This is a genomic window from Paenibacillus sp. FW101-FHT12H11 (genome assembly GCF_058790355.1).
On sequence record NZ_JBYTCO010000010.1, the window covers coordinates 263,379 to 290,244 of the forward strand.

The 26,866-nt window shown below is 49.8% G+C and carries 18 protein-coding genes; 1 reads left to right on the forward strand and 17 read right to left on the reverse strand.

What is annotated here, in order from left to right; all coding sequences use genetic code 11:
• Positions 1-8 precede the first annotated feature (8 nt).
• The 9 genes from yqfC to rsgA all read right to left on the reverse strand — a co-directional run bounded on the left by yqfC (position 9) and on the right by rsgA (position 5,446).
• Positions 9-287, reverse strand: a complete 279-nt coding sequence (yqfC, locus tag AC3WTJ_RS29380; protein ID WP_145656990.1) for a sporulation protein YqfC — start codon at positions 285-287, stop codon at positions 9-11.
• Positions 288-446: 159 nt separating this feature from the next.
• A complete protein-coding gene (locus AC3WTJ_RS29385) occupies positions 447-905 on the reverse strand; it encodes a YqfB family membrane protein (RefSeq protein ID WP_492524733.1) in 459 nt (152 codons plus the stop codon).
• A 15-nt stretch (positions 906-920) separates the two neighbouring features.
• Positions 921-1,913: a flotillin-like protein FloA gene (floA, locus tag AC3WTJ_RS29390; RefSeq protein WP_157321664.1), complete on the reverse strand. Its 993-nt coding sequence runs from the start codon at positions 1,911-1,913 to the stop codon at positions 921-923.
• Between the two features lie 12 nt (positions 1,914-1,925).
• Positions 1,926-2,600, reverse strand: coding sequence for an NfeD family protein (locus AC3WTJ_RS29395; RefSeq protein WP_492524734.1), 675 nt, complete (start codon positions 2,598-2,600; stop codon positions 1,926-1,928).
• A 137-nt stretch (positions 2,601-2,737) separates the two neighbouring features.
• A complete protein-coding gene (locus AC3WTJ_RS29400) occupies positions 2,738-3,181 on the reverse strand; it encodes a GatB/YqeY domain-containing protein (protein WP_127451853.1) in 444 nt (147 codons plus the stop codon).
• An 8-nt stretch (positions 3,182-3,189) separates the two neighbouring features.
• Positions 3,190-3,363, reverse strand: a complete 174-nt coding sequence (gene rpsU / locus AC3WTJ_RS29405) for a 30S ribosomal protein S21 (protein ID WP_029195880.1) — start codon at positions 3,361-3,363, stop codon at positions 3,190-3,192.
• 114 nt (positions 3,364-3,477) lie between these two features.
• Positions 3,478-3,828, reverse strand: coding sequence for a histidine triad nucleotide-binding protein (locus AC3WTJ_RS29410; RefSeq protein WP_492524735.1), 351 nt, complete (start codon positions 3,826-3,828; stop codon positions 3,478-3,480).
• Positions 3,829-3,990: 162 nt separating this feature from the next.
• Positions 3,991-4,302, reverse strand: coding sequence for a hypothetical protein (locus AC3WTJ_RS29415; protein ID WP_407867938.1), 312 nt, complete (start codon positions 4,300-4,302; stop codon positions 3,991-3,993).
• Positions 4,303-4,384: 82 nt separating this feature from the next.
• Complete coding sequence (gene rsgA, locus AC3WTJ_RS29420) at positions 4,385-5,446, reverse strand: ribosome small subunit-dependent GTPase A (RefSeq protein ID WP_492524736.1); 1,062 nt, start codon at positions 5,444-5,446, stop codon at positions 4,385-4,387.
• 191 nt (positions 5,447-5,637) lie between these two features.
• On the opposite strand from rsgA, the gene AC3WTJ_RS29425 reads away from it, so the two are divergent.
• Positions 5,638-7,560 (forward strand): FAD-dependent oxidoreductase, encoded by a 1,923-nt coding sequence (locus tag AC3WTJ_RS29425; protein WP_492524737.1) that lies wholly within the window; start codon positions 5,638-5,640, stop codon positions 7,558-7,560.
• A gap of 64 nt (positions 7,561-7,624) precedes the next feature.
• Here the strand turns inward: AC3WTJ_RS29425 and AC3WTJ_RS29430 are convergent, their stop codons facing one another.
• From AC3WTJ_RS29430 to AC3WTJ_RS29465, 8 genes are all read right to left on the reverse strand, one after another.
• Positions 7,625-9,571 carry a stalk domain-containing protein gene (locus AC3WTJ_RS29430; RefSeq protein ID WP_492524738.1) on the reverse strand — a complete coding sequence of 649 codons (1,947 nt, stop codon included), beginning with the start codon at positions 9,569-9,571 and terminating at the stop codon, positions 7,625-7,627.
• 127 nt (positions 9,572-9,698) lie between these two features.
• Positions 9,699-10,796: a chymotrypsin family serine protease gene (locus AC3WTJ_RS29435; RefSeq protein ID WP_492524739.1), complete on the reverse strand. Its 1,098-nt coding sequence runs from the start codon at positions 10,794-10,796 to the stop codon at positions 9,699-9,701.
• 198 nt (positions 10,797-10,994) lie between these two features.
• A complete protein-coding gene (locus tag AC3WTJ_RS29440) occupies positions 10,995-14,468 on the reverse strand; it encodes an SbcC/MukB-like Walker B domain-containing protein (RefSeq protein ID WP_492524740.1) in 3,474 nt (1,157 codons plus the stop codon).
• Positions 14,455-15,642 (reverse strand): exonuclease SbcCD subunit D, encoded by a 1,188-nt coding sequence (locus AC3WTJ_RS29445; RefSeq protein WP_492524741.1) that lies wholly within the window; start codon positions 15,640-15,642, stop codon positions 14,455-14,457. Before AC3WTJ_RS29445 ends, AC3WTJ_RS29440 begins: the two co-directional genes overlap by 14 nt.
• A 15-nt stretch (positions 15,643-15,657) precedes the next feature.
• Entirely contained in the window at positions 15,658-19,620 is a 3,963-nt protein-coding gene (gene addA, locus AC3WTJ_RS29450) for a helicase-exonuclease AddAB subunit AddA (protein ID WP_492524742.1), read from the reverse strand.
• Positions 19,621-19,645: 25 nt separating this feature from the next.
• Complete coding sequence (gene addB, locus AC3WTJ_RS29455) at positions 19,646-23,173, reverse strand: helicase-exonuclease AddAB subunit AddB (protein ID WP_492524743.1); 3,528 nt, start codon at positions 23,171-23,173, stop codon at positions 19,646-19,648.
• 180 nt (positions 23,174-23,353) lie between these two features.
• Positions 23,354-24,472: a citrate synthase gene (locus AC3WTJ_RS29460; protein ID WP_492524744.1), complete on the reverse strand. Its 1,119-nt coding sequence runs from the start codon at positions 24,470-24,472 to the stop codon at positions 23,354-23,356.
• Between the two features lie 927 nt (positions 24,473-25,399).
• Complete coding sequence (locus AC3WTJ_RS29465) at positions 25,400-26,776, reverse strand: class I SAM-dependent rRNA methyltransferase (RefSeq protein ID WP_492524745.1); 1,377 nt, start codon at positions 26,774-26,776, stop codon at positions 25,400-25,402.
• Between the last annotated feature and the right edge of the window lie 90 nt (positions 26,777-26,866).

The window sequence follows — 26,866 nt, forward strand, 5'->3', positions numbered from 1 at the left end:
TCTTTCATCTATGGTATATATCTGACATCATCGATCAAGCCTTCAATAAAAACTTCCTCCGAGAGAATCGCTCGAATGACCAAGTTTTTACCGAACACTTCTAGCGTCCCTTTCGTTAACTCAAGCTTTAAGTTTTCACTGGAAAAATGGAGTACGCCCCGGTGATTCTCCACATAAAGCTGCACGTTGCCGATCATCGTGATTCGCGGCAAGTCCTGCACCACATCCTGGGGAAGATCCAGAATTTTGGCCGTGAACTGGTTCCATTTGCGGCTCAAGCGACGCATAGCTGGGCACTCCCCCCTCTGACTGGAAGATCATAACGACAGAAAAGTCGCATAGCTTTCTACCAAATTATGCGGTTTGCCCGGGATTTATGTGAAAAAACTGGAAAACAAAAAGCACCTTTCCCGATTGATCGAGAGAGGTGCCTGTTGCTTTGGCTGCTATCTGCGATAAGGCTTTTTTGACCGTGGAGGGCCCAGAATTTCGGCCCACACTACACCTTGCAGAAGCTGATCTTGGTTAGGTGACTCTGGAAATGGAGCTGGTGCTGTAAGATCACCGGCATAAACGGACGAGCCGCCTATTTCCGCCTGCTTAGGGGAACTGAAAGGAGAAACTTTCGCCTTTGGATTAGACGTTGCATGTTGAGACGTGCTAGGACGACGGAGTTCGTCTCGTAAGCCTCCAGAAGGCTGGGATGGAGCATTAGCCTTCCGCTCCAGCTCCCCGGCCTCAGGACGCCTCTGAGCTTGGCCAGGGGACTCCCCAAATGTCGGCATGCCCATTCGCTGCCCTTTTTGACTCGCTCGGCGCCCTTTGTTCTGAAGTTGATACAAAAAAGTAATCGCAATAATAACCAAATACCAATGTTTAAATAAAAATACAATGAGCTGTTCCACGCAATCACCTCATGCCTAGGAGTCTTTCTCGCTCTTCCCGTCGTTAATTTTACCGAGCGTTGAACGCATTTGGGTGTCTGCATCAATATTTTTGAGATTCATATAGTCCATGACCCCGAGTTTGCCGCTGCGCAGTGCTTCTGACATCGCAAGAGGCACCTGCGATTCCGATTCAACTACTTTCGCACGCATCTCTACGACCTTGGCTTTCATCTCCTGTTCAGCCGCAACCGCCATGGCCCGTCTTTCCTCGGCTTTCGCTTGGGCGATACGCTTGTCAGCTTCGGCTTGTTCCGTTTGCAGATGTGCACCGATGTTTTTCCCGACATCAACGTCCGCAATATCGATAGACAGAATTTCAAAAGCCGTACCGGCATCCAATCCTTTGCCAAGAACCGTGCGGGAAATCAGATCCGGATTCTCAAGAACATCTTTATGTGAATCGCTGGAACCAACCGTGGTAACAATCCCCTCGCCGACACGCGCAATGATGGTTTCTTCCCCGGCGCCGCCGACTAAACGTTCGATATTCGCGCGTACCGTTACTCTGGCAATAACCTTGACTTCAATCCCGTTCTTGGCAACTGCTGAAACGTTCGGAGTTTCAATGACACGCGGATTGACACTCATCTGTACGGCTTGCAGCACATCGCGGCCCGCCAAGTCGATTGCTGCCGCACGTTCAAATTCCAAATGGATTTTGGCCCTGTGGGCAGCAATCAGAGCGTTAACAACTCTGTCGACATTACCGCCGGCAAGGAAGTGGCTCTCCAACTGATTAATGCTTAAATCAAGGCCGGCTTTGGTCGCTTTAATCATCGGGTTCACGATTCTGCTTGGTGTAACACGGCGCAGTCTCATGGCAATTAAAGTAATAATGCTAATCCGCACTCCTGATGCTAGGGCTGAAATCCACAACATGACCGGAACAACACTGAGCAGTATCGAAAGCGCAATAATGATGATAGCTGCAAGCAGTACCAAATATAACCCTGGTTCAATATTCATTCATTTTACCTCCTAAAGATGATTTGCATGGTTATTTTCAATCTCTCGCACAACAACACGGGCTCCTTCAACGTCTACAACGATAATTTCCTTGGCATTCGAAATAAAGCTCCCGTCCGTCACGACATCTACGCGTTCTCCCTGAATGATCGCTGTGCCAGCCGGCCTAAGTGGCGTTACCGCTTGCCCTGTAAGCCCTATTAAATGCGTTCTGTCCGGACTGGACGTAAAGCCCTTGTCCGTTGTCAGCTGCTCCTTCAAAATAAAACGATTCCACACCCCGCGGTGTTTAAAAGTTTTAATGGCAAAGGCAATGACAACGATGGCAACCAATAACGCGATTCCCAGCATAACCGCGGCATCCATAGGGTTCGAAGAAGCGAGCAGCACCCCGCCAAAAAGGCATATGGCACCCAGCACACTCAGAATCCCGAAACTGGGAAGGACCAGTTCCAAGATAAGAAGCACTAAGCCAATTCCAAACACGGCCAAGTCGCCGAACCCGGCAAACCCCGCCAAGTAAAACCCGAGAAAATAAAGCGCAAAACCAGCTACCCCTGCTAATGCAAGTAAACCGCTGCTGAAGAAAAGAAGCTCTAAAGCAATTCCAATAATACCGACCATCAATAACACGGTCGCAGTAACGGGATGGGTCAGAAAGGCCGATAAGTTTTCTGCAAACATCATCTTCCACTCCTTTCCTGATTGTTCCTTATCATTAATATGTACGTCTTACCCAATAAACTGTTTCGTTTTGCCGGAAAATAAAAAGACCGAGAGGATATTGTATCCGCTCGGTCTTGTCATTCAAACATAATTAAGTATTATCCCAATAATTGTTGGACCAACTGATTGATAAGCTTACCATCAGCGCGTCCTTTAACCTGTGGCATCAATGCCGTCATCACTTTGCCCATATCCGCTTTGGAAGAAGCACCAATTTGCTGGATGGTCTGCTGTACAATGGCTTTCACTTCTTCCTCAGAAAGCTGTTGCGGCATGTACTCAGCTAGAATGACAAGTTCTGCCTGCAGGTTCTCGGCCAAATCATCTCTGCCGGCCTTCGTAAATTCTTGGAGGGAATCCTTACGCTGCTTGATTTCACGAGTTAGTACGTCAAGCACTTCATTGTCATCTAAGGATCTTTTCAGATCAATCTCAGAATTCTTAATTGTTGATCTAACCATTCGAATTACAGAGAGTTTGAACTTGTCCTGACTCTTCATCGCTTGCTTCATATCTTCGTTCAATCGATCGCTTAAGCTCATATTGCCTCCTAGAACTTTCTCTTGCGAGCAGCCTCAGATTTAAGCTTACGCTTAACGCTAGGCTTGTCATAATGTTTACGTTTCTTAACTTCTGCTAGAATGCCATCCTTAGCGATGGAACGCTTAAAGCGACGAAGTGCAGCATCTATAGTTTCGTTCTTACGAACTCGAGTTTCTGACAACAGATTTCCCTCCCTCCGAACAGACCATCTAGGATCAAACGGTTCATCAAATCTCATTATAGGTGATAGTAATTAGGGTGTCAATCGAATAGTTAGGTTTCCCTAAAGTTAACCCTAATTATGTACGCCTAAAGGAGCTAAACGCGCCCCGCCCATCAAGTGATAATGGATATGGTGAACAATCTGTCCCGCATTTGCACCCACATTTGTAGTGACACGATAACCTGACTCTTCAACGTCTAGTTCTCTAGCAACTTGCGCCGCAGCTGCTTGCATTTGCCCAATAGTAGACCAATCTTCCGCTTGCGCGTCCGCCAGTGAGGCGATGTGTTTCTTAGGAATAATAAGCACATGGATCGGGGCGGCTGGTTGAATGTCATGAAATGCTAGAATTTCCTCATTCTCAAACACCTTTTTCGAGGGCAGTTCCCCCGCAACAATTTTGCAAAAAATACAATCACTCATAAATGGGCTAGTCCCTCCAATTTCTTTAACATCTATACGTTTAATTTTATCGGAAACACGTGAAAAAATCCAACCCATTCCGTCCTATTACAAGGAACAATAGCAAAAAAAAGAAACCCCGCAGCTGCAAGGCGAGATTTCTCAATAAAAATTGGATTTCTATTAATAATAAGGAAGTAATGATAAAGCTAGTAAACCCGCTAATGGCAGTACTTGCCTTGCAAATCTCCGGCGTCCAAAACCATATCCGTAACCAGGGTACGGGTAGCCATAAAACGGAAACGGATAACCGCCGTAGGGCAGGAATGCTCTCATTTGTTCATGATCCATACCACCGATTGGCACAGCTAAGTATAAATTGTCGTCATCCACATTTTCGACAATGCCATCATAAACGGCACCGTTCGTCATCGTTACACTGACATAACGGTACATATGTTTTTTGCAAATCTCATGAATTTCAGGATGTTTCATGGGCTCATGCCTCCTTTTTTCTACAGCATATTCAGCTATAGGCAAAAGGCTACTTTGCACACATGAATAATTTGCAAACAACTTAGCGATTGATCTGGCTTTTCAAAGACTGATGGATCTTCTTCCATTTCGCTTTCTCGGCAGCTTGAAGCCCTTTATCTTCTTTGCGCGCCAAATAAGCGAGCTCCTTCTGCAATTTTACATAGTTGGAAAACCGTTCTTGTGGAAGTGTGCCATCCTCCAATGCGCCTTTTACAGCACATTTGGGTTCATTCTCATGTCTGCAATCCTGGAAATAGCATTGCTCTGCCAGCTCTTCAATGTCTTGGAAGGAAGTGCTTAGACCCTCGGACGCATCCCATAGCTGCAGTTCGCGCATGCCGGGCGTGTCGACGAGGATACCTCCTCCAGGCAGCGTAATCAGTTCTCGGTGAGTCGTCGTATGCTTCCCTTTGTCATCGCCTTCACGGATATCTCCCGTTTCTAAAATTTCTTTGCCATAAATGCGGTTCACTAAGGTAGATTTGCCCACACCTGAAGATCCGAGCAGCGCAACTGTTTGACCCGGTGTTACATAAGCAGCCAATTCTTCAAGTCCTCTGTTTTCGGCAGAGCTGATGATATGAATAGGTACGCCTACCGCAACTGCCGCTACCTCCGCCGCAAGCGCCTCCGGATCTTCGCATAAGTCCGCTTTGCTAAGGACAATTACGGGATTAGCCCCGCTTTCCCATGCGAGCACTAAATACCGTTCTATACGCCGCACATTAAAATCCAGATTTAACGCAGTTACCAGAAATACAGTATCTACGTTAGTAGCGACTATTTGCTCTTCCGTGACTTGACCGGCAACTTTCCGGGAAAACTTACTCTTGCGCGGCAGAACAGCATGGATGGTTGCTCGTTGTTCCTCTTCACGCACAGAGACAACAACCCAATCGCCTACAGCGGGGTAGTCTTCGCGACGAACGGCAAGATGCCGCATCTTCCCTGAAACCTCTGCGAGTGCTTCACCGGATTCCGTTTGAACGCGGTACATATGTTTATGTTCCAAGGATACACGTCCAGCTTGATATCCTTCTTCCAGATAAGGTTCGAATGCTTTTTCAAAAAATAAATTCCAGCCTAATTCTTCTTTGGTCAAGTGTAAAATTCATCCTCTCATGTGGTTCTAACAAGAAGTATAGACTACGGATATCACCATCACACGGTAAACAATCATTTAGATTGTTTTTTCCTGATAAAGAATTTATACATCGGTCAATTCGCTTGTAGACTATCGGTCTAATTTTGCATATAATAGGAATAAATCGATAGTTGGAATGGAGTGAGCGGATGAGCCAATTCATGAGGGCAACCACCCGCAAAAAGCGTGATGTCATGATGGACGTCGCCTTATCGATGTTTATGGAAAAAGGCTACGAGAACGCGTCTGTTGACGACATTATTGCAGCAACCGGAACGTCCAAAGGTACTTTTTACCATTATTTCAAAAGTAAAGACGCCATCATCGCTGATCTTTACAGCAAACAAATCCAACTGATTCAGGAATGGGTGAAAATGACTCCTTCCAAGGTGCAGTCGCTTGAAGGGCATATCAATCGCTTATTTTTAGACTTGGCGTCTAATATTCGCGTTTCACCACTTCTCATCCGCAGTTTACAAGCCTTATCCTTACAAAATGAAACCGTAAAAACGGAGGAACAGCGTCAGTTACATGTACTCTCTGAGAGCTTGCTGCATTGGCTGCCTGAACCGAAAAAAGTAGAACTGCTCGTGTGCATGTATAACGGTACGATTCGCACTTGGTGCAACCAGGAGCATTCTGATTTAGTCGATATGATGAAAAACAACTTAGCTTGGATGTGGGTAGGCATTCGTGTAAGTGAGCCTAACGCACCACTGCAGCTAGAACCAGTCCCCAAGGAGGAACACAAAATGAAAGTAGCTATTATTGGTGGAGGCTTAGCCGGATTAACCGCGGCCGCTTATTTATCGGAGAATCCGCATATTGAAGGGATCCTTTTTGAGCGCAGTCCGCAGCTTGGCGGCCGTGCATTTACTTATGAAAAAGCAGGTTTCACACTTAACTATGGCGCGCACGCCATTTACGGAATAGATCGTCATACCATTACGAACATGGAGAGGGAACTCGGATTGTCTTTCTCCTCCAAGCAAGTCGATAAACGGAAGGTCGTTTATGCGAAGCATAATCAATTGACTACCGCTCCGCTAGATGCCATCAACCTTCTCAAAACGGATTTGCTTAGCACAGCGCAGAAAGTTCGATTCGTCGGGGAAATAGCCGCCATTATTGCAAATATTCATAATCTGAAAAATTATGCTACTTTAGCTGATTATTTGGCTGAATCCAATGCGGACGAGGATGTCAAAGAGCTGTGGGAGCATCTCGTTTGCTCCAACTTCTTCATCACTCCTGAAGATGCGCGCAATGTATCCGGCGCGGTGATCAGCGAGTACTATCATAACCTGTTCCTTTCTTCCAAACCGGTTAACTATATCCTTGGAAGCTGGGCCGTCATCACCAACCAACTTAAGCAAAAGCTCACAACATCAGGCAGATGGGAAATCGCCATTCAAGAAGGCGTGGAAAGCCTGCGTTACGCAGACCGGAAATTCGTTCTTCAAACGAAAAACCGGGAAGAAGCTTTTGATAAAGTGATTTTCGCAATGCCGGTACAGCAAGTCGTCAAATTGTTGAAAGGAACAGCTTGGGAGCCATTCTTGGCGCCATATGAGTCCAACACGGCGACTGAAGTTATGGTATACGACGTGGGACTTAGCAAAGTGGTTGCAAGACCGTTCAGTTATATTAGCGACATGGACAACAAACTTTTTATCAGCGATGTTTCCGCAACGGATCACACGTTAGTGCCGGAAGGCGGACAGCTGCTGCAGGGTATCGCCTACTTGAGCGATCAATTCGAAAGCGACGAACAACGCAAATCCTATCTCGAGAATAAAAATACGCAGATGGAAGCTTTGTTCGATAAGCATTATCCGGGCTGGCGCGATTTCACCGCGGTGAAAAGGGTGTCCAAGAAAGCGATGGTATCCAGCGTCAAAAACATTTCGACGAACCATCTCCTCCCTATTCGTGTGGAAAATGTGCCTTTCTACTTCTGCGGAGACGGTTGTACGGGCAAAGGAGAACTCGCAGAACGTGCATTCTCAAGCGCACGCACGGCTGCCTTAGCGGTTGTTCAAGAAGTAGAGCAAGCTCTTCAAAGCGTATAAATCGATGAAAAAGGCTCCAGCACTGACGTTAAGTCAAGGCTGGAGCCTTTTTTTTTGCCTGGCGCTATTTTGTTGAAATGGTGACCGTCCGGCTGCCGCCATCCCAAGCCACTTTGCCGCCAAATGTTTCTCCCACGAATCTGGCTGGAGCCAGCGTATAGCCATTTACGAGCCGCGCGGGCTCTTCAAGCTGAACGGCTTTACCGTTCACATATACCGTTTTCTGATCAAGCGTTAAGCGTACAGTTGTGTTTCCTTTTTTGGCGTTCACCGTTCTTGTCGCTGCTTCGTACTCCACTTTCGCTCCCATGGCTTCAAAAATGGCGCGAAGTGGTGTGAGTGTAGATCCATTAACGATGGCCGGAGCCTGTTCGAAAACTTGATCTTTTCCATCAATTTCGACAGAAACCTGAGATGATATGCCAAAAGTACGTAGGGAGATTTGCTTGCCTGCTTTGTTCAACACACGGATTTGAAGAACAGAACCTTTGGGAACCTCTCCAGCACGCAATTCCAATCCATAGGGCAGTTCAGTCTGAGCAGCAATGACTCGTCCGTTGAGGATGTACTCGACTTTCCCAATGTAAACCTCGGGTATTTTAATAAAAGGGACGAATTTGGTTTTTTTCGTAAATGACGGATGGTCCGCATCGACCGGTACATACCCAACCCCATCCGCCGGCTGAACGGAATCGCTCACTTTCGAGAGTAAATAGGGATTGGCAATCAGTTTGGAGTAGTAATTTTGGATATCTGATGAGCTGGACAGGGAGTAATCATTTTTGGCGTTATTCATTCCTTGATTCACATTAAAGTAAGTAATGGCTTTTAGCCTCGGATATTTGTAAGGCATAATTTCATAAAGCCGCTGCAAATTCAGCTTCGCCCATTCCGTGAAATCTTCTCCAGCCGCATACTGATAGTGCGGAACTCCCGTTTCGCTGAGCATTAACGGCTTGCGGTCGGAATACGTGTTGTATAGCCTTGTCAGTCTCTCCACATTGCTTGTAGCTAACATAGAAGGCAGTGACGGGTCTCCGTTTTCATAAGGCTCAATATATAAACTGACGCCAACCCAGTCAACATAGTCGTCACCCGGATAATACGGATCGATATCATTCGCAGGAACGTCCCCAGGGCTCCATACCATCGCCACATTCGGCGCTTCAGCCGCAAATACATCATGCAGCATGCGGAATTTTGCAATATATTGAGCGGGGTTCCCGTGCCATTTGACCCAAGCGCCATTCATTTCGCCCGCAAAACGTAAAAAGATCGGAATACCCGCGGCTTTCGCATCCTGCGCCCATTTCCGCAGATATGCTCCATCCGCTACCGGATCCAAACCGTCATCAGGCTCCCAAGCGATCTGCAGCGCACCGCCTGCATCCTTGGCTCTTTTCGCGTACATAGCCGGAAAGTTCTGACCCCAATGCGCATAGGCCAAATAGATTGCGTGTTTTTTACCATAAACAGATTCCGTCTTCGAAAAGGTGTTGCCCACTTTGGAATCCTGTTCCGAATACATCCCCAGATATGTACCGAACGCGGGTTCAAACTTGGCCAATTTGCCGTTTGATGGAACTGTTAGCTCCCGGACAGCGGACTGATCGCGCTCCTGTCTATATAGCTCAACAGTTGTCCGAATTTGATCCGCACGCTGCAGCTTAACGGCTCCCCAATCCCGGCCCGCTTTGACCCAGTACTCATTTTCCAGTTCGTAATACTGGATGGCTTGTTCATAATCTCGGGTGGCATCGAAATACGCAGCTAATTTCCCGTAAAAAAGCGCGGCATTCTCCCATTCACCGGAGCTCCCATAGTGATCTGCAAGAAACTGCCAGTGCGAGACAGCCTCCGCCTCATTGCCGCCGGCAACGAGCGATTCCGCTTTCTGCCAGTGATCCCATACGATGTCCGCATGTGCAGGCGCAGGGGAACTAGACAAACTGGCAGCCAATAGGCCTACGGCGAGCGACATGATGCTGATTTTTTTATATATGTTTTTCAATAAAAGTGACCCCCTTCAGCCTTCTGACAAGTGTTAAGCCTATACTTCATACGTAGACATGAACGGAAAGTAGCACTAGCAGGCAAAAAAAGAACAGGAAAGGATTTATATCCTTTCCTGCTCCGTCTCACTTAGAAATAACGCGCACGGCGCGAATGCGCTTGCGTTGTCCTACAGAGAGAGGCTTCACAAGAGGACGACTTCCCCGAGCCACATGTCCTCTAATTACGCCTGCTTTGAATGTGCCTCTGGCCGCAGGAACAGCGGTCCGCACCCCATAGCGGGACATGACGACATCGATCGGATTACTGATCGAAAGCATGCCATTATCACTCCCGGCGAAATTAAGCCCTGCAGCAAAGTTATCACTCGAACGCAGCCATACCGATCCGGAATCGCCCGGAAGGGAAACTGGCCCTTTAGTACCGCGAATAACCAATTGATTACGGAACGTCAGATCGCCAAGTGACCCTCCATAAGTCACTCGCACGTCAGCATGATTAGCTTCAATCATTCCTCTGACAAATCCGCTTGTACGGCCTGACTTCATTAACTGCAACCCGACAGGGTAAGTTTTCACATGACCTGGCACCGTAATCAAACGACCCGATGCACTGATTAAATATCTCGGATTCAGCAAGCTGTTCGAAGTTGGCTTTGCAAGCGCAGAATCCTGGAAGTTGACTCCGTTAGGGATTAATTTGGTGAACTCAAAAAGTCTTCCTAGCGTATCTTCTGGCGCTTGACCGGCGTCCGCGGGGCCAGGTTGTACCGTTGTGACTGACGCTGATGTGTTATTTTTGACCAGTACATGGTTATTACTCAAAATATAGAGCTGATTGTTCTTCGTTACGATAAGGCCGCCTGTTCCTGTGGATTCCGGATCTACTTTCCCCAAGCTTACACCTCCTGGAACAGGACGATGTTTGCCTTGAAAGCCGCCCATTTTCGCTGCTTTCGGTTTTGGAGCTGCAGCATGCCGCTTGAATTCACCAGCAGAAACAAAACGAATGGGTACTGACGATCCCGCTTTGGCAAGTGCACCTTTGAGGCTGTTCATACTAGAGGGAACGATTTTCTTCTGAGTGTACACGACGACACCTGAACCTAGCGCAGGTTTGTTTGGGTCCACATAACCGACACCTACCGCAACAACTTCCGCACGCTTCAACAAAACAGGTGAAATTCTATTCTTATGTTTCAAAGCCTCATGAAAAGTAGCCATTCACCATTCTCCTCTTCGTAAAAGATGTAGCAGTGTATGCCAACTTGTACGAATCGGCTTGATGATTTTACCTAACACATAGGAAAGGAGACTAAAAAAGGCAAAAGGCATATTGTGAAAAAGACAAAAGGCATATTGTGAAAAAGACAAAAGGCATATTGTGAAAAAGACAAAAGACATATAGTAAAGGCTCGTGCGTTATTGCTCCTCAAGCACAATGCGGCTTCCGCGCCCGGAGGGCTCCGCCGGTTGAACGATTAATTTGCGGGCTAGACGAGCTCGCAGCTCCGGCACGTGAGAAATGACGCCAACCGCCAAGCTGTCCATATGAAGTTTTTCCAAAGCGCCAATGACCATATCCAGCAATTCCTGATCCAAAGTGCCGAAGCCTTCGTCAAGGAAGAAAAATTCCAACGGATATTCGCCTTTGAGCTGAATTTGCGCAGAGAGCGCGAGCGCCAGGGCTAACGAAGTCAGGAAGGTTTCGCCGCCGGACAGTGTGCTGACCGGGCGTTTGACACCTCCATTGGCATCATCACGGATGACAAACCCTCCGCCGGAGTCGACTTCAATCGCATACCGTCGCCTCGTCAATTCACCCAGCCGCTCGGAAGCAGCGCGGCTGACCTGCATCAGCTGCTCTTCGGCCAAATACTCCACGAAGGCGTTCGCCTTCAGCACAGCTTGCAGCTTGCCCAGCCGCTCCAGCTGCTTCGCCTGCTCCGCGCGCTGCGCTTCGAGCTCGCACCACCGCGCGTGCCGCGCCGCCAGCTCGCTGGCGCCTTGGGCCGCCTTGGCCCGCGCCTCCAGCGCAGCTTCCGCAGCGGCCTTCGCGGCGCTCAGCAGCGCCTGCGTCTGCGCCCACGCGTCCGCGCTCAGCGCGCGGCCCTGCAGCTTCGCTGCCAGCTGCGCCAGCTGGGCGCGCAGCGCCTGCTCGCGCTCGCGGTGCTCCGCCGCGAGCTGAGCCCACTGGCGGCGCTGCTCAGGTGCCAGCGCCGCAGCTTCAGCGGCTTCGCGCGACGCGAAGCCGTTCTCCGCGAGCGCGCCGTGCAGCGCGCGCTCGGTCTGCGCCAGCTGCCGCGCGGCGGCGGCAGCGGCTTCGGCGGCGGCGCTGTAACGCTGCGCCGCCAGGGACTGCTCGCGCTGCGCAGCAGCGTGCGCGAGCTTGGTTTGCTGCGCGGCGAGGCGCAGCTGCTCCAGCGTGGAGGTCGCCTCCGCGATGAGCTGCGGCACAGCCGCGCCGGGCGCGCGCTGCGCGAACTGCGCGAGCTGCCGCGACTTGTCGGCGGCTAGCTGCGCAAGGCCCAGCAGACGCTCGTGCAGCTGCAGGGCGGTCCGATCCTGCTCCGCAGCAGCACGCTGAAGCTCATCGATCTTCGCGGCCAGCTCGTCCAGGAAGGGCACGCTTTTCTCGATGCGTGCACGAAGCTCCTCAGCCAGCCTTTCCTTGGCCAGCAGTTGTTCCAGCTGCTGATCAATCTCTTCCCAAGAAAGCTCAGCATATCTATCCTGCCAATGCTTCAATTGTTCGTTCATTGTTGTTTGGACAGCTGTCAGTCTGGCTTCCGCCTCGGTTAATAGACTCACAGCTGCTTGCTGCTGCGCGGCTGCTTGCACATTTTGTTGCTCTAGTGCACTATACTCTTTGGATAAAACTTGAAACGACTGTTCGAATTCATTGGCACGGGAGATTATCGCTTCCCATTCTTTTTCCATGTCCATCCATCGATGTTCCAAGCCGGAGAGTCCAGATTCTTCATGTGACTCAGCCACACGGAGAGATACAGCCCCTTCCAGACCTGCTGCCGCTTCCTTCCAGACTTGCCCAACTTCGTGGTCAGCCAGAGGTAATCGTGATGGTTGCGACGCCAATTCAACAGCTTGCTGCATAACAGCTGTCATTCGAATTAAACGCTGCTCGTGGGTATATAATCGCTCCTTAACCCGTTGAAGCAGCACTTCCCCTTGTTGAAGCTGCAGCTCGATGTCTTCTCCATTTGCCAGTTCTGCCAATGGGATGAGCTTGGCAGGATGCTCGGTTGCTCCGCACACTGGACAATGTTCTCCATCCGTTAGCTCACCGGCCAAAATAGCGGCAAGCGCATGACGTTCTTGCCTTTTCCAATGCTGCTTCATCTGTGCCAGCTCATCTTGCAAGACAGGAATAAAGGCATGGGATAAAGCGTTTTGCTGCTGCCCCTCCGAGCTGACTTCACTTGAACGCTGCAGCCATCCGTGCAGTTTGTTCATCATTGCTTTCCGTTTATCGGCTAGCTGCAATTGATTATGCTCGATTGCAGCATGCGAACGCCCTCTCTCTTCGAACGACTTTTGAGCGTCTTCCTTCTGCAGCTGGAGCTGTTCAATCGCCTTTTTCTCCTGAAGTGCTTTATGTAACAGCTGAGTAGTCGCCGTATTAGTCTCCACTTGCTTGAGTTGTTCCTTTAGTTCCGTTTGTTTTAAAATCGCTTTTTGCTTCGTCTCACTGCTCTTCTTAAGATCCATTTGCAGCGCTGCTAACGCTGTTTTCACTTCATTCTCTTGAAGCTGGGCAAGATTCACTTGCTGGTCAACCTGGTCCAGCTCCTGCTGAATAACCAGGGCCTGATGCAATTGGTCTAACCTCAGTAACAGAGGACCTTCCTTCAGCGAAAGCTCTTGCTGTGCTTGTTCATATCGCTCCGTTGCTTGCTGGTACGCTGCCTCTGATGCTTGTTGGCCCACTTTTGCAGCCTCCAGCTTCGACTGGCCGCCTGTGACATCTTTGACAGCTAATTCATGCTGTTCCAGATAAGGTTTAACTTTTTCAGCTTTCTCTGCATGCCCCAAGAGAAGCTCTTTTTCGCGTATATGCGGCTCTTGCTCCTGCAGTTTTTGCGCTTCCGATTCAAGCACGGTTTGTTCCTGCTGCCAATGATAAATCTGCTTGTGCTCCTCGTAACACTTTTCCTGCTCACTCAAGTGCAGACGGCTTCTCACCGCTTCATGTTCAGCTTCTTGAAGCCGCTCATTTGCTGCTAGCAGCGCTTGCTCCGAGGCGTCGCCTAAGCCTATCTGTTCAGCCGCAAGCTGTTTCACCAGGCTATCCGTTTCTTTCACTTTGGAGCTTACTTTGGCGCTCAACTGATCGCCGTATTGTTCGAGATGGAAAAGCCTTTGCAGCATTTGCCTGCGATCTTTGCCTGTCAACGTCAGAAACTCGGCGAATTTTCCTTGCGGCAGCACGACGGCTCTCGTAAAATCCTGCATAGACAGACCAAGAATATGCAGCACTTTCTGATTGACTTCACCTGCTTTATCCGCAAGTACGATCGTCTCCTTGTCCTGCAAATGCAATAATCGGGCGATCGTTCCGTTAATGGACATTTCCGTACCGCGCTTGAATTGCCGCTCTACGCGATAACGTTCTGTGCCCGCTGCATTCGTGAGCTCAAAAGTGAAAGAAACGAACAGCATCTGCTCTGCATGATTCATGATCGCTTGCGTGCCGCCGCTAGCCCGCTCGACTTTCCCGTACAAAGATAGCGTGATGGCATCGAGAATGGATGATTTCCCGCTCCCCGTCGGTCCAAAAATACCGAACACACCCGCTCCTAGCAGTTGGTTAAAATCAATCGTTTGCAGTTCCCGATAGCTTTGGAGCCCGGACATTTGCAGTTCAATTGGACGCATATTCAGGTCCTCCTAGTTGTTCCTTTTCCTCCAGCAGCTCCAAGAACAGCCGTATCAGCTCAGGCTCTGGCTGGGCGCCTCCGGTTTGCCGGGAGTAGAAGCGCGTGAAATGCTCCTCCATGGACAGATCCGCCTTCGGCGCTGCTGCCCTGACAGCCTCCATCTCCGGATAAATGGGACGAATATGAATAAAACCATCATACGCTTTGCGCAGCGATTGAATTTGTTCGATCGACATGGCTTCAGTCATGTTGATCTCCAAGTTGATCCATGCGGAAGCATCCCGTTTCTCTTCCAGCCATTGGTGAACTTGCCCTATTCCCTCTTTAGCTTTCCAGCTGACCAGCGGGCGTCCAGAGGTCAGAAAAATTTCCTTCGGCTCAGCCGCCTGTCCAGGCTGCAGATCAAGCACCGTCACGGACTTGGCCTGTCCGGCTTCCGAGAAGCTATAGGCAATTGGCGATCCGCAATAGCGGATAGGCGAAGCTGCTTTTACATTCTGCGGCCGATGCAAATGACCTAGCGCCACATATTGCGCCCCTGCTGTCAGCGCTGTTGTATCTACGGTATATGCGCCGCCCACTTGAATCGGCCGTTCCGATTCGGTTTCGAGGCCTCCGAGCACATAGAGGTGGCTCATGATCAAATTGACCGTCCCCGGTTCAAACGAAGCAGCCTGTTTACGAATAAGCGCCCCTACCCGTTCGGAATACTTGCTCCGCAGTGCCTCCTCCTCTGCTACATCCGAGAGAAGTTCCTTCAGGCGAGATTCCGATGGATAAGGCAGCGCAATAAGACGAGCAAGCTCCCCGGTTCGAGCGATACCTATCGACTGGATTTCAGACACAGGCAAACCGATCAATGTTATGTTTTGTTTTCCTGCAAGCGGTGCTGCTGCAGCGACGCGATCCGGATGGTCATGGTTGCCTGCGATGATGGCTACATGACGTTTGCCGCCATCGGCGAGACGGGCCATACTCTCATAAAAAAGCTGTTCCGCAGCTGCCGGAGGATTGACACTGTCGTACACATCGCCGGCGATTAAGACCAAGTCAATCTCTTGGTCTTGCACGATACCTACCAGCTCGTCTACAAAAGCGGACTGCTCCTCCAGACGGCTTCGTCCTTCCAACGATCGGCCAAAATGCCAGTCACCCGTGTGTAAAATTCGCATACCTCATCCTCCATCTTACATTTCGAGCAGCTTTGCTCCATCAAAGAAATACAGAAACTTTCCATTCACCGGACGTTTCCAAATATGTTCCACAGCACGCGTGTAGAGGGAGATTTGCTGCTCATACCGCAGCTTCAGCTCCTCATCACTGCTGCCTTTCACTGCATCCGTTTTATAATCAACCAGAACCAGGCCGAGTTCATCCTCGAACAAACAATCGATGACGCCTTGAATCAGTACCGTTTCACCACTAGTGGAACGGTTTGTTCCCGTGTAAACCTCGTCTGCGTGCAGCCCATAGCTGAAAGGCACCTCACGCTGTACATTCCTGGCCTGAAGCATCCGTTGTCCGACTCCGGTCTCGAAGAAACGCAATACAACCGGAATATCCACCACTTCACTTTGTTCAGCGGTCAACGTTTGCTTCGTTAGCATTTCTTGCAGTGTCCCCCGAATGCTTGCCTCCGTCGGTACTTCCTGCAGGGAGAGATTTTGCATGACGGCGTGAACGACAGTTCCTTTTTCCGCTGCTGACAGCTTCTTCTCTTCCATAAATTTAGGCCTGCGCCAAATCATGGACCTTCCGTTCCCGGAAGTCGGCGCCGCAGCTCCTGGAGCAATGACTTCTGCTGCAACTGGCATTTCCATCTCATCGGAGATTCGATTCAGCTCCGACAACCGCTTCATTTCGGAAACCGTCGTCTTCGCAAAAAGTTTAGGTGCTTCTGGGAACGAGTACGACCATGACAGCCGGTCATCGAGCCACTCCTGCCATTCCCCCGATGTCGTTACGGTTTCAATTCGGCGAATGCTGTCCATCCGGTCTCCGTCAGGGGCCACGTTGTTTTCTTCCAACGTTTCATCCGTCAGCAGGCTCTCAGGCTTAATAACCGTCAGCTTCCATGCCGAAGGATCATCCAATAATCGAACCCCTGATGAAGCTTCGCTAATGCCCAGACGCTCCCTCCAGAGACCGGCGTGAGGATGCCGCAGCAGCGCTGGACCTACCCAATCCAGATAACTTTTGGCTTTCGCCAGTTCAAAATCGGGCAAATACCATTCCGTTCTGGACAGATGTCTGCCCCATCCGCGCAAGAGCTTATCCAATGATTTGACAGTCCCAAGCAAATAAAGCTTCTCTCTGGCTCTTGTCAATGCTACGTAGAGCACCCGCATTTCTTCCGCGAGCAGCTCCAGTTTCATCCTTCTTTTAATCGCAAGGGAAGGCAGGGTTGGATAGCTCACACGTAATGCCGTATCAACAAAACGCGGACCGAACCCAAGCTCTTTATGCAAAAGAAACGAATCGTTCAGATCCCGTTGGTTAAACATTTTGGCCATCCCCGCCACGAAAACAACAGGGAATTCCAGCCCTTTACTTTTATGAATCGACATGATCCTTACAACGTCTTCCTGTTCTCCGAGCGCACGCGCTGTGCCTAGATCCCCGCCGCTTTCTTTCATTCTTTCAATAAACCGAAGGAATCGGAACAACCCGCGCAAGGATGTGCTTTCATATTGTCTGGCACGATCGTACAACGCCCTTAAGTTAGCCTGCCTTTGCACGCCACCCGGCAAACCGCCTGCGAAGTCGTAGTAGCCTGTTTGTCTGTAAATATGCCAGATTAAATCCGCCAAAGAGCCTTGTCTCGCCTCGGTCCGCCACGTTTCCAGCAGCTCCAGGAAGTAGTTCAGCTTTTGCAGCAAAACCTCATTTTCTTCGGTCTTCTCGCTCCAAGCGGCTTGCAGCACAGAGTCGTAGAAAGGCACCGATTTATCTGCAATGCGAATCTGCGCTAGATCTTCGGCCGTTAACTGCACCACCGGTGACCGCAATACGGCAGCAAGCGGTACATCCTGATACGGATTATCGATGACTTTCAAAAGGGATAACATGACTTCCACTTCTGTTGCGGAAAAATATCCCGTACTTAGCTCAGCGTATGCAGGTATTCCCATCTTCTTGAGTTCTTCTATGAGGATAGGCGACCACATTTGCGTGGCGCGCAGCAGGATGACGATATCCCGGTACGTGACAGGGCGGTCTCCGCCGGTTCTTTTATCAAATACTTGAAAAGCTTTCTTGCCGCCGGTACCCATCAGCCCCTGAATTTGGCGGGCAATGGTTCGTGCTTCCAATTGCGCGGTTTCCAGCTCCTGCGCTTCCAAAACAGGATCAACAGCAGCACCTTCGGGTGAAGCTTCAGCATTTATCTCTTCATTTTCTTCTGAATCGGCCGAATAAGATTCACTCGGGTCTGGCGTATCTGTTCCTCGATCAATGATCAGCATTTCGACGGAACAATCCGAGGCAGGTGGCGGATAACCCGCTCCATATACGAGCTCAGCACGCTCATCATAAGCGACTTCGCCTACGGTTTCGTTCATCATTTGTTTAAAAATAAAATTGACCGCGTCCACGACTTCGATACGGCTGCGGAAATTACGCGCCAGATCAATTCTGCCGCCTGCGGACGTTACTTCGAATGGCTCATCTTTATTCGAGCGGTAAGCTTTATATTTTTCAAGAAAGAGACCTGGCTCCGCAAGCCGGAATCGGTAAATACTTTGCTTCACATCGCCAACCATGAATCGATTTCCAGGGTTTGCGTTCGAAATCAATTCTACAATCGCTTCCTGCACACGATTCGTATCCTGATATTCATCGAGCAGTACTTCAGCAAATTGCTTCCGATAAGCCTGCGCTGCCTCAGATGGAACCAATTCACCGGGGATGGAGCCAGGCGCGCTTAGAATTTGTAAGCAGTAATGTTCCAAATCAGCAAAATCGATCAAGCCTTTCGCTTGCTTACCTGCCTGATAACGATGACCAAAATCCGCAACCAAATCTACTAACGTATGCAAAAGCGGCGCCATGTCGGCAATTTCCTGATGGAATTGCTCCGGGGTTCGGCCGAACAGTTCTTCTTGTATTTTGTTAATTTGCTCTTTGACTCTATTGCGAAGCTCTTTCACTTCTTCCTGCATCGCTTTATCGTAGTCGTCGCCTTTGCATGCTTTGAGCTTGCCAAACTCGACCGTTTGAAAACCCCGATACAGAACGGACCACGGATATGTTGTCGTTTCCAGCAGGTTATTTACGAGCAGCAAATCCTCTCGTAAATTGTCCAAATAAGGAGCTGGCCCGCCTGGCGAATCGGCGATCTCTATCGCCTGCCGCAATAAGTCAGCGGCTCCTTCCAACTCCAAAACAAGGTCGCGAATCAGACTTTGCTCCCAGATCCCGTAGTCTGCCGGCGCCGACGCAGCGGCAACATACGGCAGCGCCTCCTGTATAACGGCAGCTGCCTCATCCGGCACTTCCTGCGGCGCAGGCTCCGGCTCCCCAAACATTGAAGCCGTCGCTCTGAGCCAATGCTCCGGCCACGGATGACTGCGCGACACATCATACAGCTTCTGAATAAGCTGCATGATCGCGTCGTCGTTCCGCTCGCCGCTAAACGAATCGACCAGCCGCCAGAAGGCGCTGTTCTCTCCGCTTACGGCATAATATTCCTCAAGCATCTCGCCAAGCAGATCTTGGCGCATAAGCTCTGCTTCCGTCTCATTCGCAATCCGGAAACCGGGATCAAGACGAATGAGGCTGAAGTAACGCTGCACAACTTCCAAACAGAAGGAGTGGAGCGTGGTAATTGAGGCGCGCCCCATCAGCGCGATCTGCTTGCGCAAATGCTGCGAGTGCGGCTGCTTCATCAGCTCTTTCTCCAGCGCTTCGCGTATACGATGTTTCATCTCCGAGGCCGCTGCTTTGGTGAAGGTTGCGACCAGCAGCCTGTCTACATCGATGGGCTCCCACTCATCGGAAATTCGCCGGATAATTCGCTCCACGAGTACGGCGGTTTTGCCTGATCCGGCCGCAGCGGCAACGAGCATATTTTGACCCTTGAGGGTAATCGCGTCCCATTGATCATCCGTCCACGTACTGCCGGGTGGCTTGGGCTGTTGTTGTTTATTCACTTCGTTGCACTCCTTTCCGTCTTCCTCACGGGTTAACATTTTGCTCCAATTCGGACCAGAGCTGGTCTTTCCCCCGCTGTCTCAAAACGTGAATTTCATTGCCTTCAAACAACGGATCAAACTGACAAATTGATTTATAAGAGCAGTGCAAGCAGGCTGTTTTTTTGCCAAGCCGATAAGGAGCAATGTCGACATGACCATCGGTAATGCTCGTTCCGATTCCTTTTACCTGCTTACGCACATATTTCCTAAGCGTGTCCCACTGTTCATCCGTGGCAACGGAGGAGCTTGAATAGAAGCTTCCGTCCTTTTTCAAAGCAACTGGAATTAATTGCGAGTGCCCAGCGCTTTTTAACAGCTCACGATCCATCAATCCAGCAACTTCAGCGTCAGCCGTGATCAAACCTTTCATTTTAAAACGTTTCCGAAGTTCTTTCTCGACGGCCGCAGGGTCCAGCGCATTTTTTTGCTGCAGCATCGGGTTATGCACATGGAAATAAAGCACGCCCGCCGGCTTCGCCGCAATGCCCAGCCAACGCTCTGCGTGTGTAATAATGACATCCAAATAGGTGAGCATTTGCAGGGATAGCCCGTAATACACTTCAGATAACTGCAAAGAGGTTGAGCTTGATTTGTAATCAATGACTCGCAGCAATACGCCTTGCTCGCCATCCGCCCGGTCCACTCTGTCGATACGTCCAATGATTTCCATTGTGCAGCCATTCTCTAAATCAAAGGTTAAAGGCGGCAGCTCTTTGCCCGGGCCGAAGTCGATTTCCAGACCTAACGGTTCAAACTGGCCCTGTTTCGCATGTTCACCTAGAACAACAGCCGCTCTGCCTACAACTTGCTTCAATTTTCTCGCGATATAGGCATATCTGCTGGAACTGAGTAAAATTTCCCCCTGCAGTCTCGGGGCAAGCTCATCCACAACCTGTGCGGAACGCTCCATGCATTCCTCTGCAGACAACGATCCCCAATCCAGTTGATCCTGCTGCAATCTTTGGACAAATTGGTTTAATGCCGCATGAAACAATTGCCCGATATCCGGGGCATCCAGCCGGTAGACGCGTCTTTCCTGCAGCCTCAAACCGTGCGATACAAAGTGGGAAAACGGACAGGCCACATATTTTTCCATACGCGAGACACTCGCCCGCAGATTTTGACCGTATAACGCCTTGCTCGTTTTGGAAGATATTTTGTTCTCTTTATTCGTGTAGCGCAGTGCCTGAACGACGGATTGCAGTTTCATCTGCCACTCGGGCTTATCTGCATACCAGTTGTAGGTCTCCCACCACAAATCCGCCATACGGCCGCCCAGCATCCAGTGCTTCATGCGTACAGCCAAATAAGAGATCGCCTGATTCGGATGAGCCATATAAGCTGCCTGCTCATTATCCGGAGATTCAGCAGCCGGTTCAGCGAGCAAAAGCGGTGTCTCGGTCCCAGGGAATAGTTGACGCATTTGTTTGATCAGCTCGGATGGCAGCAGCGATTTGCCCTCTTCATCTGCCAGCGGGTAGCTCATCCACAGTCTTTTGCCCGGCACGGTTAATGACGTATACACGATAAACTGCTCATCCAACAGCTTGCGCCGGCTTCCATCCGCCATCGGAAGGCCGGATTCCATCAGAACGCTCCGTTCCGCTTCCGTCAGAACCCCTTTTTCCGGCATTTGGGCAGGGATTACGCCATCGTTCACACCTAATATGTAAGCATAACGAATACCGCTTGAGCGGGTCCGATCCATGCTGCCAATCAATAATTGATCCATCGAAGGCGGCACTAACCCTAGCTTCATGCTTTCCATGCCCGTCTCTACGAGGCTGTTAAAAATCTCAAGAGACAACTCATCGTCCCCCATCGTCTCCACGAGCTGATCCAGCATCTCCATGACACTGTTCCACATTTGGCCATGCTCACGTGCTTTCTCCGGCTTGCCTTCCTGAATCGCTTGCTGACTCCAAGCTTCCAATTTTTCGGGAGCCTGAACGGCAATGAGAAGTTCATATAGAGCCTCAACTTGAGATTTCACTGACCCGGCTTGCTGCAATCGTTTGGCAAAAGCAAGAAGCGGCCTAACCACCCACTCTTTGCTTCTATTCAAAGCGGCTAATTCAGCCGTTTGCTCTTGTACACCTTCATCGGCCTCTTCCAGGTTGGCCCGGAACTTGTAACTCCATGGCTTACCATCCGTCCACCTGTAGCCTTGAATACCGAAAGCGAGCACATAGTTTTCCAGCTTATCCAACTCGGTTCGCTGATCAGCCGCCTCGCTCGGCAGAAGCAAATCCGTTTTGACGCAGCGGAATACGGCATCATAATGCCAATTGTGCTGGACAACCTCCAGTGCCGAACGAATAAATTCAACCAGCGGGTGATGCAGAACGGTCCTCTTTTGATCAAAAAAGTGCGGGATTTCGTAGTCGGTCAGCACCGCTTTCAATAAATCCTGATAACCTTCCATATTTCGAACCATGACGGCGATTTCACGCCAACGCACGCCATGTTCACGAACCAACTGGAGCATATCCCTCACAGCGCCCTCTACTTCAGCACGGCGGTGGACAGCCTCAGCAATCACGAGCTGATCGCTAGTTTTCTCATGCGCTGCCGGTTTATAACGCTGAGCTCCACCGCCAATCCGACGGTCGAAGTTGCGCTCCAGATATCCGAGTAACGGACTATCGTCATAACGTGGCGAGCGATCCGGCGCGAGGAGATGAACCTCGGCTGACGGCAGTCCGAGCTGCCAAATAAGCTCCTGCAGCCGAACCATCGTCGTTGCCGTAGGATGAAATAAATCCAACTCATCCGGCGCATCCCCTGCTTGCAGCTCCCGATCGAGGCACAGCGTAATCGTCACCTGCTTGCAGGTCGAAAATAACGCGCCAAGCACGGCAAACTCCTGCGGCGTAAAACCGTGAAAGCCATCGATCCAAACCGAAGCAGACCGCAAATAAGCGGAATTCGGAATTTGCTCCGCCAGCAGGGTTAAATAATCTTCACCGTCCAAATACTGCCGGGACAACTCAGATTCAAATTGGCGGTAAATCAGCTGAATGTCATGCATTTTATCTCGCAACAAACCGCTCTCCCCAAGTACGGGAGCCCGTTTCTGCTCATGCTCTTCGAGCTGCTTAGCCGTTACACAATACCTTTTCATCTCCGTAAAAAGCTGGTTTAAACGATCTACAAATCCCATTTGCTCAGCCGAGTGGCCGAATAAGCGGAGCTTTTCTTTCTGTTTATGTAAAATGCTTGTAAGCAGCAATTTCTTCCCCATATCATCAATCGGCAGCCTCGCTGTACCGCCTTCTTCTTGCATGACACGCCATGCCAATCGGTGAAAACTTAGCACCTGGGCGCGAATCATTCCCCGAATGCCAGGATCGGACACAATGGCATGCTCAGCCTGAAAGGTTGCCTGCTCCGGCACTAATAGCACGAGCGGGTCACCCTCCGGCTCTACCGCCAACTGCTGTTTCATTTCTATCAAACAACGTTCACTTTTTCCGCTGCCGGCTCTGCCGATCACGAAACGAATAGACATACAGGGCCTCCTTCAAGCTGATTTCAAAAGATATCAATCTTATCTATTCTATCATACTTTTGGTAGAAAAGAGGCGTGGCAGATGATGGGCTTAAGCTGGCATAACAAAAAAGCCTATCCTCCTTGGCTTGAAAATTCTTGACAAGGGAGAAAGGCTTTTATTTATAAGTCTTCAGTTGGTTAGGCATGATTCCGCAGTGACGGCGGCAATTCGCCGATATAAACGGATTGCGGCCGGAAAATACGATTACAACTCGTTTGCTCCAATAAATGAGCCGTCCACCCTACCATTCTGCTCAGCGTGAAGCTAGGTGTGAAGAGAGACGTCGGAAGCGCAATAGCCCGCATCACGGCTGCAGCATAAAATTCTACGTTCACGTACAATTTCCGGCCAGGCTTATATTCATTTAGCAGCTCGACAGCTACCTTTTCTACGTGGATGGCCAAATCGAACCACGGATCCTCAGCAGCTAACTCGGTCATGAGCTGGCGAAGCGCTTCCGCTCTGGGATCGTTCGTTTTATAAATGCGGTGACCAAAGCCCATGAGTTTTCGACCGGCCATCAGCTCATCACGCAGCCACGCCTCCGCCTTCTCTTTGTCTCCAATCGCATCCAGCATATGAAGAACTTCCGATGGCGCTCCTCCGTGCAAGGGTCCTTTCATTGCGCCTATTGAAGCGCAGAGCGCAGAAGCAAGATCGGATTGTGTCGATAACACAACACGTCCGGCAAAGGTGGAAGCATTCATCCCATGCTCCATAGCTAAAATCAAATAAGCTGTTAATACCTTCACATGAACCTGCTGCGGCACGGAACCTGTCAGCATGTACAAATAGTTGGCCACATGATCTAACTGCAGGTCAGGCTCGATGGGCAATAACCCTTGCGACCTCCGATAATGATAAGCAATGATTGTTGGCAGCATGAGAGTATTCGCAAGAATCTGCTCAAAATGCAGCGGCCATTCAGCCTCACGATGGCTGATTGTACCTAGCACTGAGGTAGCTGTGCGAAGTACGCTCATCATTTCACTTTCCTTAGGCAGCAAATCCAGTACCGCCTTCAGTTCAGCAGGGATGCTGCGGTGTTCCGCCCATCGCTTTTTGGACGCATTGAGTGCGTCCGTGGAAGGAAGCTTACCATGCCACAATAAATAGGCGACTTCCTCAAAACTGTTTTGCAGTGCGAGCTCCTTCGCTTCGTATCCGCGATACACCAGAACGCCATTCTGACCATCAACCAAGGACAATTCTGTTTCTGCGGCTATAATGCCGTCCAAACCGGTTACGGATGCCATCTCATCATTTTCCTTTCGCATTGAAGTGTGAAATCGCTTTTCTTCATCATATTCGGAAATGACATGTTCATCCAATTCGCGTTTTCTTTCGTTATGATAAATGAAATGTTTCACTTGAAACCAAGTGATTATATTCGTTTATGTTGAAAGCAGTGCTTACCTTTTATTCACTGGATGAAATCCAACGAACATAGTGATTTAATAGCTCAATTATTGATCTCGCTGGATAAAATCCAATGAGGTCGGTTAATCGCGGTGTTGTAGCGCCAGATATTTCCATTACGTTGGATTTTGTCCAAGCAAATGAGCAATTTTGAGCTACTTTTGGCGTTTTCATTGGATTTCATCCATTGAGATCCCTAATTCCTAGGGAGAATCCTATAATGGGGGGTCACTATAGGGAACTAGCATCCGCTATTTTCAGAAAAAGGTGCCTGATAACTAAATAGGCGGAACTACAGGCCACTATTCCACGAATATCGACCGAAATGACTGTCACAGGGGTCTGATAGGACCCTGTAGTTCCACTACTCGAGGAAGTCTGTACGTTATCCCCGAAATAGAGGACGCCAGCTCCCTTAGTTCCCTTTCGCCCGGAATTGTAGTTCCCTAACCTTTGCAGAGGCTCTTGCACAATAAATCAAGCTACTTTACCTACCTTCCACGACCCAACCGTTCTACTCAACATTCTCTGCAACTTCCACCTCACCAGAAACAGAAAGACTAGCGGATAATTCCGCTAGGGCAGATCATAAGAGTCCATTATTTCTGGGCAATTTGCCGCCCCCCAGTGAATTGGCCAAATAACAAACGGTAGTTCCCCTAATTAGCGGAAAATGAGCATTTGCAATGAAATAAGGGAGCCTTGTTCCCTGAAAGCCCCTCCAGCAAAAAAAGCGAGGCCGCATTGGCCCCGCTCCACTCAACTTATTTGCTTCGCACCTCAAAAATCGCGAATTTCAAGTAATGCCCCTCATCCACGCCGAGAATGCGCGGATGGTCCATGCCCGCTCCGCGGAATTCAACTAATCGCAGGATTTTGCCTGCATCCGTTGCCGCCGCATGAATCGTCTCCAGGAAAAGCTCCGGATGCATGTGGTACGAGCAGCTCGCCGTCACAAGGTACCCGCCTTCATTCACAAGCTTCATGCCGTGCAGGTTAATATCCTTGTAGCCGCGGCATGCGCCTTCAACTGCGCTTTTCGTTTTGGCAAAAGCAGGCGGATCGAGGATGACTACATCCCAAGTCCTGCCGCCTTCAGCAACCGGTTTGGATGTATCAATCTTTTTCCCTTGTGCGCCGCTGCCGGCGTTGGCACGCACTTTCCGTTCATCCAAACCTCTGACTTGGGTCCGCAAGTATTCAAAAGCATCTGCAACTACGAACTCGACGCGGTCTTGGAAACCGTTCAACCCGACATTCGTTCTCGCGCTCTCAATGGCATGCTCGGAAATGTCCAGGCAGGTCACTTTTTTCGCGCCGAATTTACATGCATTGAGAGTAAAGCTGCCGGTATGGGAGAAGCACTCCAGTACGGAGGCGCCGTCCCAGTAAGGGAATGTCACGACTTTGCCGTTCGCATTGACAGGCAATGTTTGCATGGCACCCTCATGTTCGACTTCACGTAGCTCGATACCGCTTCGATGGCCCCAACCTGTCATCAACGGAGCAATAGCTGCGCGATTTTCTCTTTGGTCGAAGAAATAACCGGTTTTTTGGCCTTCTTCGATGTCTACCCGAATGCGCAGACCATTTTCAAGAATATCCACATGTTTAGGACACTCACCATATAACAGGCCTTTGGTTTGTTCCAATCCTTCCAACTCACGTATCGAAACGTCGCTGCGCTCATAGATGCCTGCAGGCTTAACAACCTGAACGAGTGCAGCAACAATTTGCTCACGGCAGCGATCCATCCCGAGCGTAAGAATCTGCACAACAAGCGTATCTTCGAACTTATCTACAATAAGCCCCGGTAAAAAGTCCGCTTCGCCATAGACCAACCGGTAAGATTTCGCCTCTTTTACGAAGCGGCTGCGATGCTGCAAGCAACGTGTGAATCGTTCTACAAAAAAGTCTGTCGTCATGGCTTCAAGCGGCTTGTAAGATACAATTCGGACCGTAATTTGAGAAGCTTCATTGTAATAACCCGTCGCTAAATACTGGCCCAGATGTGTTTGCACCGGAACAAGCTGTCCCGGCACAACTTCTCCGTCTACACGCTCAATTTCACTTTTGTACACCCATGGGTGACCTTGCTCTAAACGAGGTTTACGTTTCTTATGTAAAAATACTGCTGCCATATATCCTTTAGCCGTCCTTTGTGTGATGCCGTTCCGTTTCTTGGGTGCTTGTCATGCTTGTCTGTACGGTCACATATATTGAGTGATAAT